Origin of the sequence: Stenotrophomonas sp. RS-48 (assembly GCF_030053245.1) — a bacterium.
GTDB classification, from domain to species: Bacteria; Pseudomonadota; Gammaproteobacteria; order Xanthomonadales; family Xanthomonadaceae; genus Stenotrophomonas; species Stenotrophomonas maltophilia_P.
In genome coordinates, this window is sequence record NZ_JASGBV010000048.1 from 1 (window position 1) to 11,222 (window position 11,222).

General features: G+C 68.4%; 14 protein-coding genes. 5 read left to right on the forward strand and 9 right to left on the reverse strand.

Annotated elements, in window-relative coordinates; genetic code table 11:
* Both QMZ25_RS09925 and QMZ25_RS09930 read right to left on the reverse strand, forming a co-directional pair.
* A partial coding sequence (locus QMZ25_RS09925) for a DUF4880 domain-containing protein (RefSeq protein WP_283219546.1) occupies positions 1-514 on the reverse strand: 514 nt, incomplete at its 3' end.
* Positions 515-596: 82 nt separating this feature from the next.
* The gene (locus tag QMZ25_RS09930) at positions 597-1,097 is read right to left on the reverse strand and encodes a sigma-70 family RNA polymerase sigma factor (RefSeq protein ID WP_053516292.1); all 501 of its coding nucleotides are present in this window, start codon (positions 1,095-1,097) and stop codon (positions 597-599) included.
* 222 nt (positions 1,098-1,319) lie between these two features.
* On the opposite strand from QMZ25_RS09930, the gene QMZ25_RS09935 reads away from it, so the two are divergent.
* Positions 1,320-1,733, forward strand: a complete 414-nt coding sequence (locus QMZ25_RS09935; RefSeq protein ID WP_283219547.1) for an OsmC family protein — start codon at positions 1,320-1,322, stop codon at positions 1,731-1,733.
* On the opposite strand, the gene QMZ25_RS09940 is transcribed toward QMZ25_RS09935, so the two are convergent.
* The 6 genes from QMZ25_RS09940 to QMZ25_RS09965 form a co-directional block, all read right to left on the reverse strand.
* Positions 1,730-2,059: a hypothetical protein gene (locus QMZ25_RS09940; protein WP_065182343.1), complete on the reverse strand. Its 330-nt coding sequence runs from the start codon at positions 2,057-2,059 to the stop codon at positions 1,730-1,732. The genes QMZ25_RS09935 and QMZ25_RS09940 overlap by 4 nt on opposite strands.
* 98 nt (positions 2,060-2,157) lie before the next feature.
* The gene (locus tag QMZ25_RS09945; protein ID WP_283219548.1) at positions 2,158-3,903 is read right to left on the reverse strand and encodes a putative porin; all 1,746 of its coding nucleotides are present in this window, start codon (positions 3,901-3,903) and stop codon (positions 2,158-2,160) included.
* 42 nt (positions 3,904-3,945) lie between these two features.
* Positions 3,946-4,611, reverse strand: coding sequence for a cell envelope integrity protein TolA (locus QMZ25_RS09950; protein ID WP_283219549.1), 666 nt, complete (start codon positions 4,609-4,611; stop codon positions 3,946-3,948).
* 39 nt (positions 4,612-4,650) lie between these two features.
* Positions 4,651-5,064 (reverse strand): biopolymer transporter ExbD, encoded by a 414-nt coding sequence (locus QMZ25_RS09955; RefSeq protein ID WP_053516303.1) that lies wholly within the window; start codon positions 5,062-5,064, stop codon positions 4,651-4,653.
* 10 nt (positions 5,065-5,074) lie between these two features.
* Positions 5,075-6,859: a MotA/TolQ/ExbB proton channel family protein gene (locus QMZ25_RS09960; protein WP_283219550.1), complete on the reverse strand. Its 1,785-nt coding sequence runs from the start codon at positions 6,857-6,859 to the stop codon at positions 5,075-5,077.
* A 38-nt stretch (positions 6,860-6,897) separates the two neighbouring features.
* Entirely contained in the window at positions 6,898-8,520 is a 1,623-nt protein-coding gene (locus QMZ25_RS09965) for a ShlB/FhaC/HecB family hemolysin secretion/activation protein (protein ID WP_111186880.1), read from the reverse strand.
* Positions 8,521-8,781: 261 nt separating this feature from the next.
* Here QMZ25_RS09965 and QMZ25_RS09970 point away from each other — a divergent pair, with 261 nt between their 5' ends.
* The gene (locus QMZ25_RS09970; RefSeq protein ID WP_229765786.1) at positions 8,782-9,057 is read left to right on the forward strand and encodes a hypothetical protein; all 276 of its coding nucleotides are present in this window, start codon (positions 8,782-8,784) and stop codon (positions 9,055-9,057) included.
* A 7-nt stretch (positions 9,058-9,064) separates the two neighbouring features.
* Here the strand turns inward: QMZ25_RS09970 and QMZ25_RS09975 are convergent, their stop codons facing one another.
* A complete protein-coding gene (locus QMZ25_RS09975; protein ID WP_053516310.1) occupies positions 9,065-9,523 on the reverse strand; it encodes a general secretion pathway protein in 459 nt (152 codons plus the stop codon).
* A 115-nt stretch (positions 9,524-9,638) separates the two neighbouring features.
* Here QMZ25_RS09975 and gspH point away from each other — a divergent pair, with 115 nt between their 5' ends.
* Genes gspH through QMZ25_RS09990 form a run of 3 tightly spaced genes read left to right on the forward strand, consistent with a single transcriptional unit; the run spans position 9,639 to position 11,055 of the window.
* Positions 9,639-10,085 carry a type II secretion system minor pseudopilin GspH gene (gene gspH, locus QMZ25_RS09980; protein ID WP_053516372.1) on the forward strand — a complete coding sequence of 149 codons (447 nt, stop codon included), beginning with the start codon at positions 9,639-9,641 and terminating at the stop codon, positions 10,083-10,085.
* A complete protein-coding gene (gene gspI, locus QMZ25_RS09985; RefSeq protein WP_065176109.1) occupies positions 10,082-10,444 on the forward strand; it encodes a type II secretion system minor pseudopilin GspI in 363 nt (120 codons plus the stop codon). The genes gspH and gspI overlap by 4 nt, the downstream gene beginning before the upstream one ends.
* Positions 10,441-11,055, forward strand: coding sequence for a prepilin-type N-terminal cleavage/methylation domain-containing protein (locus QMZ25_RS09990; RefSeq protein WP_345782731.1), 615 nt, complete (start codon positions 10,441-10,443; stop codon positions 11,053-11,055). Before gspI ends, QMZ25_RS09990 begins: the two co-directional genes overlap by 4 nt.
* The last annotated feature ends 167 nt before the right edge of the window (positions 11,056-11,222 follow it).

Below are 11,222 nucleotides of genomic sequence, written 5' to 3' on the forward strand. Positions count from 1 at the left end.
CCCGGAACGGCCGCGCTTCATGCGCGACCCGGAACCACGCCTGGCCGCGCAGCAGCCGCAGTTGCCGCTGATCCCCATCGAATGCGACGGCCAGCGCGGTGCGGGCATCCAGCACGATCGTGCTGCCATCCTCCAGTTGCACCACACGGGGTGCATCGCCGCTACGCAGATCGCTGCGCGCCCACAATGCGACCCCGGGGAGGGCTGGGACCGCCAGCACCACCGCGGCCACGCTGGCCCACCACCAGGACAGGCGCCTGCGCGGGGCGATCGGGCGCAGGCCCTGGCGATCGGAGGTCAGTGCCGGCAGTGCGGCCAGCACCTCCGGCCCAGCCTCGTCCAGGCCGTCCCAGAATGCCTGCTGACGGCGCCAGGCCAAGGCATGGCGCGGATCGGCCTGCAGCCATCGCTGCAGGGCCCGCTGCTGCCGGTCCGGCAACGGGCCTGCACTGCACCGGATCACCCAGCGCAACGCATGCCTGGCCTGTCGCGGCGAGGGTTCGGACGTGGTCATGGTCGTAGCCTGTCGCACCACGAACTGGTGCGCGTGACTGTTGTGACAAGGGCGGGCGGCCTCTGCCCACGGTAATTGCGGGTCATCGGCGTGCGCCCTGCTGGTGCTGCTGGATCAGCATTGCCGCGCGCAGCACATGCTTGCCGACCAGGCTCTTGGAAATGCCCAGACGGGCGGCGATCTCACGCTCGCTCAGGCCCAGGTAGCGGTTGAGCACGAAACACTCCCGCACCTGCGGCGGCAGCGCAAGGATGGTCCGGGTGATCTCGCGCAGCTGCGCCTGGTCCAGCGCCTGTTGCTCACCACCAACGGCATCGCCGACCTCGCACGCGTACTCGGCCATCGCCCGCCGTTCGCGTGCGTCGGCCTGGCTGCGGTTGAGGGCGTGATGGTACGCCATGCGGTACAGGTAACCGCGCGGTTCAAGGATCGGCGGATCGCCGGGCACGCTGCTGGCCTTCAGGTACAGGTTCTGCAGGGTGTCCTCGGTGCTGGCCGGGTCCAGGTAGCGCGCGATGAAGCGTGACAACGCACGGCGCTCGCGGATCAACAGCTCGACCAGCGCCAGGGCATTGGGAGACATAGGTGCCAGGCCGGACCGGGGAATGATGGGCGTGATGGCGACGGTCCGGGACGTGATTGTAGGGCGCGGCACCCCATCACGCCCAGCCCGCACCACGGCACCCGCCACTCCCGGGATCGTCAGTCCCATTGTCACGATAGCCCTGCCACCCGATCATCACCGGTGATGGCCGCGCGGCACCGCGCCTGATCCGGCCCCACATCCCCCGCACAGGAGAAGCCCATGGCCTACGCACGCATTGTCTCGATGGCTGACAACTACCTGCACCACATCAGCAACGGCACCTTCGATGTCAACGCCGACGAGCCGGCCTCGCTGGGCGGCCAGGGCAAGGGATTCGCCCCGTTCGATCTGTACCTGGCCTCACTGGCCGCCTGCACCGCCATCACCCTGCGCATGTACGCCCAGCGCAAGGGCTGGGAGCTGGGCGAGTTCCACGCCGAACTGCGTTCGGAGCGCGATCCTGATGGTCGTTTCCATGTGCACCGCATACTGCATGCCAGCGCCGCGCTGGACGATGCCCAGTGGCAGCGCCTGCTGGAGGTGGTCGAGAAGACCCCGGTCACCCTGGTTATGCGCGAAGGGGCGCGCATCACCAGCGAACGCGGCCAGAACGCCGCTCCCGGAAGGCGCTAACGGCGCGGGTGCAGCACGGTGCGCCGGCGCATCGCGTTGAACTCCCGCTCCACCTGCTGGATGTCCTCGGCCTGGAAACCCGCGGCATCCAGCATCTGGTTGGCCGCGGCGGCCGCCAGCGGATCGTCGTCACGCTGGCGCCAGCAGCGGGACGGCAGGAAATAGCCCACCTCGCTGCGCCCGCGCATGATCACCACCGGGCGGCCGGCGTACAGCAGGAACTCGGCCAGGTGCTGGCGCAGGCCCTCCACCGAGACATAGGCCGGACCGATGCCCAGCATCTGGCTGGACGTCCCGGGATTTTCGAACAGCTTGCGACGGCTCATCACACTCCTCCTTGTTGCCACGCGTGGTCTCCTTTCCCTAGACGGGCGCATCGCTGCACCCCCGCCACGTTTCGTGCCGGCCCGTCATCGCTGGCGGCTCAGAAGCCGGTGTTGAACTCCAGCTGGAACACATCGATCGCCAGCGGCGGGCCCGACACCGCCTTGGCAGCCATCCACTTGCCGCTGATCCAGCTGCGCGCGTCCAACGCATAGGCACCACCCACGTAATAGCCGCGCGCGTTGGTGCCACCCAGATGGAAGTTCGGATCGTTGTAGGCATCCGGCAGCGCATCGGCCTCGATCCGCTTGTAGCCCAGCAGTGCCTGCCACTGCCCCTTCTCCTTCAGGTCGGTGGCGCCGAACGTTGCCTGCAGCATCCACGCGGTGTCGCCGCTGCGGAACGTATCGATGCCGGGAGCGTCACCCGCACCGAAATTGTTGACGATGCCGTTGTTGGCGCGGCGGAACATCGCCTGCGTGTCGTACGCCAGGTTGCGGATGAAGTCGCCTTCCAGGCGCAGTCCGATGTCCTGCGCCAGCCGGGTATCCCAACGCAGGTTCAGCGTGGCCAGGCGGAAGGCGGACGCCAGGCCGACATACTGCGGCGTCGGCGTGCCGGCCGGATCCATCGGATTGAGCGCGATGTCGCGGATCAGCATCAGGGTGTTGCCCTTCTGCATGAACGCCGGGCGCGACCAGTCGGTGTCGCAGCCGACGGCGCCGGAGTACAGGGCACAGGGCGAGGACAGCCGACCGCTGATGTTCTTGAAGTCGTAGTAGCCCAGTGCGGCCCGCAGTGCGTTGTCGTCGTTGAAGCGCCAGTTCACGCCAGCCTGCGCGCCGGACAGCCATTTGTTCTCGTTCGGCGACTTCTCTCCGCTGCGGCTCTGCAGGCTGTCCGAGGTGTACTCCAGCGGCGCCACGGCAAGGGTGCCGAACAGGTCCAGATCGCCGTCGCCGAACCCGTACTTCAGGTTGGCGGCAAGTCCATCGAAATTCAGATCGTTGGAGAACAGGGTGTCGCTGCTCCAGAACGGATTGCCGAAACGGCCACCACGCACGGTCACCCAGTCAGCCGGACTGTAGGCCAGCCATGCCTGGTCGAGCCACACGTCCTTCTTGCTCAGGCCGCCCCCCAGCTGCTCGGTGGTGGACACCGGGCCATTGCTGCTGCCGCTGGCCAGGCGGATGCCAGCGGTGGTGTGATCGCCGATCATGGCCTCGACCCCCAGGCGGGCGCGGATGCGCCACAGGTTACGGCGGTCCTGTCGGGTGTTGAGCAAGGGCGGCAGCTGCAGGTTGGTATTGGTGTTGGTGTCGAATCCACTGCCCGCATTGACCGCGGCCCAGTTGCTGACGATGCCGCTGTTGTCATCGCCATAGAAGCGCGACTCGCTGCGCACACGCACGTCCCCGGTCACCTTGATGCGCTGTGTCCATTCGGCGACCTCATTCGGCGCCGCCCAGCCCTCCGCCTTCGCCTGCGCCATTACGTCCTGGCGCACTTCGTCGCGGATGCCATCACGGACACTCTGCGGCACATAGGGCACACGCACATCGCCCGCCTCAAGCGCGATGCCTCCACTGCTGGCCGATGCAGCACCGGCAGCACCGCGCTGGGCTGCTGCTGCCTCGGCTTCGGCCTGCACCAGCAGCGCCTGGCCGTCCTCGGGCTTGAGCGCGCCACTGGCCATCAGGCCTTTGATCAGCTTGATCATGGTGGTCTCAGCAGCCATTGCACCGGCCGGCGCCGCCAGGCTGAGCAGCACAGCGCAGCACAGCAGCGCCCGTCGGGCCGGCCGCGACGGGCGGGAGTCGGTTCGAGCGCGGTCGTGGTTGTTCATCACGGTTCTCATCGGAAGAAGGGAAATCGGGGAAATCACGGTTCACGCCCCCGGCCTGCGGCCCTGCACAAGCACGCGCGCGGGGAAGTCCAGTGAAGGTGGCGGCGGCTGGTCCACCCGGCCGATCTGGCGCAGCGCGTCGAGCACGGCGGCGTCGGCCTCTTCATTGCCGCTGCCGCGCACCAGCTCGACTTTCTCCAGGCGCCCATCCGGCGCCAGCCACACGTTCACCTGCAACTGGAAGGCCAGGCGCTTGACCCGCGCATCGCGCGCAATCGCCTGCTGCATCAGGTAACCCAGATAGCGGCCATAGGTGGCATTGCCGGCACCACCGCGACCGGTACCGGACGCGCCGCCGCCACTGCCCGCCTGGATGCCGAAGTTGTCACCGCCCGCCTGCGCGTCGGCGTTCATGGTCACCGGGTCGGCGTTGTCCGGCGTCGGCGTCGGCTCCTCGGCCGGGGTCGGCTGATCCAGCGGCTCGGGCTCGGGCAGGGTCTCCTCCGGCGGGGTCTCCGATTCGGGGGGCTTCTCAGGCGGCGGCGGTGGGGGTGGCGGCGGGGGTGGCAACGCCAGCATCGGCGGCTGCACCACGGGGCGGCGGGTGCTGGCCGTGTCCTTGAACAGCAGCCACCACAGCACGGCGCCCACTACCAGCAGCACCGCCAGCACCAGTGCGACGGTCACCAGCAGCGGGCGGTCACGCATGCCGGGCTCCGGCCGTGGGGAATGAGGGCCGGTCATGCCTCAGCCCTGTGCCTTGCCGGTGACCAGGCCAACCTGGGCCAGTTCCAGCCGCCGCAGCAGATCCAGCACCTCGACCACGCGCGCGTACTGCACCTGGGCGTCGCCACGCACGATTACCGGGAAGTCCGGCGAGGTCGCGCGCTCTGTCCTCAGGCGGTCCTCCAGCTCGGCCATCGTCACCGGGTAGGCGTCAAGGAACACCTGGCCGCTGGGATCGATGGTGATCGCCTTGGTCTTGGGCTTCTCCAGCGCCACACTGTTGCTGGCCTTCGGCAGGTTGACCTCGATGCCGGGAATGGAGGCGTTGCTGGTGAGGATGAAGATCACCAGCACCACCAGCAGCACATCGACGAAGGGCGTCACGTTGATGCCCTTCTCGCGCTTCTTGATGCCGAACTTCGCCTTCTGGGCCATGACGCGCTCCTCAGCCCTGCACCGGGGCCGGGCCGCGCCCGTCCTGCTCTTCAGCCAGGCGGGCGGCGAATTCGTCGATGAACACGGCCATGTCGGCACCGATGGCCTCGGCGCGTGCGCCCAGCCAGTTGTAGCCGAACAGTGCCGGGATCGCGACGCCGAGGCCGGCGGCCGTACACAGCAAGGCCGCCGCCATGCCCGGCGCGACCGAGTTGATGTCCACCGCACCGGCCATCGCCGCGACCACGAACACCAGCATGATGCCGATCACCGTACCGAACAGGCCCACATAGGGCGCGCCTTCGATGGTGGTGGACAGCCAGTTCATGCGACGCGACATCGCCTCCTGCTCGCGCACCATCACCGCATCCATCGATGCGCGGATCGCCGCGATGGTCGCCGCGCTCAGATAGCCGCCGTTGCCGTCGCGCTGGTGGCGTTGCTGCATCTCATCGATGGCCACCTGATAGATGCGCCACAGCGAACCGTCGCGCATGGCCGCCGGTGCCTGGCCCTGCCGGTCCATGTCCGAGAGCGTGCGCAGCGGCACGCCGGCCAGCTTGCCGAAAGCATCAGTGAACACCGCATTGGCCTTGCCGGTGCGGCCGAAGTGACGGCTCTTGGCGATCATGATGGCCCACGACATCAGCATCATCAGGCCGAGGATGGCCACCACCACCCAGGCGTCGAACGGCATCGCCTTCAGGATGAAGCCGAAGTGACTCTGGCCCGTGGACTGCTCATCGGCGCCATAGCTGATCAGGCGTGAGTCAGCGCCCTGCGCGGTGGCATCGGCCAGCAGCAGTGCCGCCGGACGCGCAACGCGAGAAATCCGCAGTTCATCCAGCGCACCGTCGAAGCTGGCCAGCGGCTGCTCGGCACCCGGCGCGTCAGCACCCACCACCGCTGCGGTGGACATGGCCGGAAGTTCGCCGCTGAGCTGCGCCACCACGTGGCCATTGAGATACAGCTGCAGCGACCCCTTCTCCGCCGTCAGCGCCAGATGCGCCCACTGTCCCTCCGGAATCGGCTGCGCAGGCGTGCTGCGCTGGCCATTGAGCTGCACGAACGGCACCCGGTTGTCGATGCCCAGCAGCAGTTCGGCGCTGCCATCGCGACGGGCATAGATGGCCTGCGCGGCATTCTGTGCGCCCGGCTTGATCCACGCGGACACGGTCAATGGCGCGCCGGCCTCCTGCGCCAGCGAAGCACTGGCTGGCAGCGGCAGCGCAGTGCCGGCGAACTGCACGCCGCGACCGATCACCGCGCCTTCGGCGGCCGGCACCACTGCGCCCGCGTTGTTGCCGTAGGCCGTGGTGTCACGCGCCGGGGCATTGGCGTCGGCGAAGTGGTAGACCAGCGTGTAGTCCGGATCGAATACCTGCTGTCCATTCCCACTGGCCGGCGCCTTGTCGTTACCGTAGTACATCCAGATCGTCTGAGGTGCGGCGGCGCTGACGGCCGGCACATCCACCCACACCAGGGCCAGCCCCAGCGCCGGGTCGAACTGTTCGATCTGGTGCGCCAGCACGGTGCGCCCGTCCGCCGACACGAAACGCAGATCGCTGCCGGCATCCTGGGTGCCGTCGAAACCGAAGTTGCCCGTATGCAGGCGCAGCAGCAGCGGGGTTCGACCGGGGTCGCCTGCCAGACCGGCACCCTGCGGGCCTGCGTCGATCGTGATCGGCTTGCGGTATTTCCATTCGGCCTGCCACCAGCTGGCATCGGCCGCAGCGGCGGGCAGCGCGATCAGCGCGGCCAGCAGCAGCAACATCCGGGAAAGCAAACGGTCCATGCGAGGGGTCTCCGGAGAACGCATGTTCAAGGGAAGGGTCAGTAACTGGTGCTGATGTTGAAATGCAGCCGCGGGTCGTCCTTGCGGGTCACCGGCCCATCGGCATAGGGCCACGCATAGTCCAGGCGCAACTGCAGGTGATCTCCCAGGCGCAGCTGCGCGCCGAGCCCGACCGAGGCCAGGTTGTACTGGTCGCGCTGTTCAGGCAGCGGCCGCCGCAGGCGCAGGTAGGCCGCGTCGGCAAAGCTGTACACGCGAAGCTGGCTGCCGCTCCACAGCGGCCATGCCGGGGTGCGCCATTCCAGGTTCGCCACACCGCCGTAGTCACCGATCGCCTCGGCCGACAGGTAGCCGCGCACGGTGTACATGCCACCGGCGGCGAACTGCTCGGCCGAGACCAGTGGCGCATCGGTCACCTGCAGGGCCCCGCGTGCATACCATTGCCAATCGCTGCCGAAGGTATGCGTATTCGACACATCGGCCTTGAGTGCGACGAAGCTGGGATCGGCCCACGCCCGCTTCTGGCTGAAGTCGTACCCATTGCTGCCATAGCCGAACAGGCGGCGGGTTCCGGCCACCAGCTGCGTGCTGATGCTCAGCTGGTCCTGTTCGCCCTGGCGCACACCCACGAATGCCAGCGTGAGCGGTGCGTACTTCAGGGGAGTCTTCAGGTTGTCGCTGCCCATCCAGGTGTCCTCCTCGGTGTCCTTGAAGTCGACGCCGAGGCTGAGCTGCCGCCACCATGCAGTGCTGCCGGGCAGGCGGTAATTGAGCTTGAGGCCGATCGAATGACCATTGCCGATCACGTTGGTGCCGGTTCCCGCGCCCCCCTGGCCGCCGGCATTGAGCACGCGGCTGTCGGAGGTATAGCCCGATGCCTCCAGGCTCCAGGGGCTGCCTTCAAACGGCAGCGTGTACGACGCCGAGAACACCTTGGCCTGATCGGTATCTTGCGGAGCGAGGAACACGCCGAGACTGGCGCTGTGCCCGCGTCCCCACAGGTTGTCATGCGCCAGCGAGGCACTCAGGCGCAGTTTCTCGGTGTCGGCACTGCGGTCATTGTTGAGTGCGGCGCTCGCTCGCCAGGGCGACTTTTCTTCCACCTGCAGGTCCACGTCCATCGTGCCGGGCGTCTTTCCCTCACGGACCAGCGGCATCACCTGGCGGCGACCGCCTTCGTTGAGCGCGGTCAGTTCCTTCTGCGCCCGGTCGAAATCCGGCACCTGGCCCTCGGCCAGCGCCGGTACCCGTGCGCGGATCCGCGCCGCCGCAGCAGGCGCCGCACCGACCACGCGCAGTTCGCCGATCGGCGTCTGCTGCACCTTCAGCAGCACCACGCCGGCACTGACCTGCTGCTCGGGCAGTTCCACGTACACCGACTGGTATCCCGCCTGCTGGTACAGCGCGCTGACTGCATCGCGCGCCTGCTCGACGTCGGCCAACGTCCTGCCCGGGCCGAGATAGGGCTCAACGGCGCGCTCGATCAGACGCGGATCAAGTACGGTGTTGCCGCGCACGATGTACTCGTTGATGTTCACCCTGGCCGCCGGCGTGGCATCCTGCGCGAGCAGCGGCAATGGCAGGGACGCCACGGCCAGCGCGAGTGCCCGCGGACGCAGGCGCAGCGGGAGTCGGACAGCTCGGCACGGAACAGGCGTCATTGAAGGCATCGCGTCGTATCGAAGGAAGTGGCCAGGGAGCGGCGCGTGGGTCTACCCACAGGACGTGCAGGGCGCGTCAAAGCCGCCAACAGTTTTGTGACAGCACTGTCATCTGTTGACGGCGGCGGAATGCGCGCAGGCGGACACTGCGCCCGCCACCCGTCCATGAAGCAGCCGACATGGGGTGGCGGGAGATAGGAGATGAACATGATTCTGACTGCATGGCGCTGGCCTGCCGTGGCGTTGCTCGCGTCCATCGCGATGCCGATTGCGCACGCCGATGACCGCGCAACGCGCGCGGACACACCGCCCTGCATCGACGTGCAGGTCAACGGAGAGCGCATTCCGGCCTGGGAATGTCTGCAGCGCAGGCTCGCACCGGCACCGCCGCGTGCACGATCACCGCGCCTGTCCGAGTCGGAGCGGCTGATGCGGCAGCCCGGCAACCAGCTCATGCAGTACAACCTGGAAGGCACCCGGCAACGGATGGGCGACGCCTTTGGCCGCTCGGTGACACCGCAGCGCCCCTCTCGCTGATCGCGCCTCAGTGCCGCCCCGCAGCGGCAGGCACGATGCCGTCGGCAGGAACGGGCGGCAGCGCGGGCACCGGCAGGCTGCGCGACCGCCCCGCCTGCTGCAGTTCGATGGTCTCTGCGCCGATGCCGGCCAGTACCGTGGACGGTCCCAGGCGCTGCCCCGGCACATAGGCATCGACAGCGCCACCATCGACCGACAGCAGTGCCAGCGGTGCGTGCGCGCTGGCCATCACACCCAGTACCACTACCTCGGTGTGGATCGCACCCGGTGACAGCAGCCGCACCAGCGGAGCGCTGGCCGCAGCGTCGAACGGTGGCCGGGCCGGTGTCGACGGCCTTACCGCGCTGGCCGCCGCGGGTGGTCCTGCAGCGAACAGGGCAATGCCCCAGTAGGCCATCACGGCCAACAGCAGCGTCGCCGCCAGCAGTGTCAGCAGGTGATTGCGATCCCAGCGCCTGCCGTCCATGTTCCGCACCTTCGTCGACATTGACGGCCACCACGCTAGCAGTCGCCGCTGACGCTTTTGTTTCATCATCCGCCGCTACCCTGTCCGCGATCGGCAAGCACAGGAGGCGATGTCGATGCGGCGCATCCCGCGCGGCTTCACCCTGCTGGAACTGATGGTGGTGCTGGTCATCATCGGCATCTGTACAACGGCCATCGGCCTGGGCCTGGGCACACTGCTGGATCCTGCGCGCCAGCTCCGTCAGGAAGGCGAGCGATTGGCGCAACGCCTGCAGGTGGCACGCGATGAGGCCCGCATCGATGGCCGCAGCCTCCGCTGGCAGGCGGATGCCGAGGGCTACCGCTTCAGCCGACGCGAGGGCGACCGCTGGACCGACGTGCAGCGCGACGACCTGCTGCGCCCCCAGCGGTGGCAGAGCCCGGGCATCGCCGTACAGCCGGCGGCAGCCATCGAACTGAGTCCGGAATGGATCGGCGTGCCGTGGGAGCTGGCGCTGTCGCTGCAGGGGCGACAGCTGCGCCTTCGCGACGACGGCAGTGGACAGCTGCAGGTCGTGCAGTGATGCGGCCGCGGCGGGGGTTCACCTTGATCGAGGTACTGATCGCACTGGCCATCGTGGCAGTCGCGCTGGCGGCGGTGATGCGCTCGGTGGCAGTGGCAACCGATGACCAGTCGCGGCTGCGCGACCGACGTCTGGCACTGCTGTGCGCACAGGACCGCTGGCAGGAACTGCGGCTGGCCGCGCAACCGCCCGCGGATGTGCAGCAGCGCTGCGTGCAGGGTCGCAGCCGCTTCCTGGTGCGGCAGCATCTGGGCAGCGGCAGCGACGGGCAGCCGCTGCTGGAGCTCATCGTGGTGGCGGAGGATGCACCAACGCAGTCGCTGGCACGCATGCTGCTGCCATGGACCGCTGCACCGTGAAACGGCGCGTGCAGGGCTTCACCCTGATCGAAGTGATGATCGCGATCACCCTCATGGGCGTGCTGGCCGTGATCTGCTGGCGTGCGCTGGACAGCGTGTCCAGCAGTGACCAGCGACTGCGCCACGCCGATGCAGGAACCAATGCCGCATTGCGGGTGCTGCAGCAGTTCCAGCGCGACATCGAGATGCGCGCGGACGATGCCCTGATGAATGGTGCGGTACGCCCCGCTGACCAGCCACAGCGCCTGCTGCCGCCGGCGCTGGTCAGCGAACGGCAGGCCGACGGCAGTTTCGCGCTGGAGATCACCCGCAGCGTCGGCAACGACGGGCTGCGCTGGCAGCGGGTGCGCTGGTGGCGCCAGGGCAATACCCTGTGGCGGGCCAGCGGGCCGTCATCGGATCGCTATCCGTTGCCGCCACCAGAGCAGTCACGCGGGCTGGCCGTGGCGCACGATGTCCAGTTCTTCGATGTGCGCGCCTGGCAGCCGGGCGCCGGCTGGACGACGCTGCCCAGCCAGGGCGTGCTGCTGCCGGCCACCGGGCTGGAACTGAGGCTGCGGCTGCGTGATGGCCGCGGTCCGTTGAGCTACCGTCGCGTCCTTGAACTCTAGCCGCAAACGCAGCTGCACGCCGTCGACCCACGTCATCCGGGGCGCAGCGTCCGCCATCCCGGCCACCGGGCGCTGTCCCGCGCCCGGTGGCGCCTGTGGGTGCTCCTCACCGCCGATGGCTGCTCCCTGCCCTCCGTGCCGTCCTGGCGGGGGGCCGCCACCGCTCC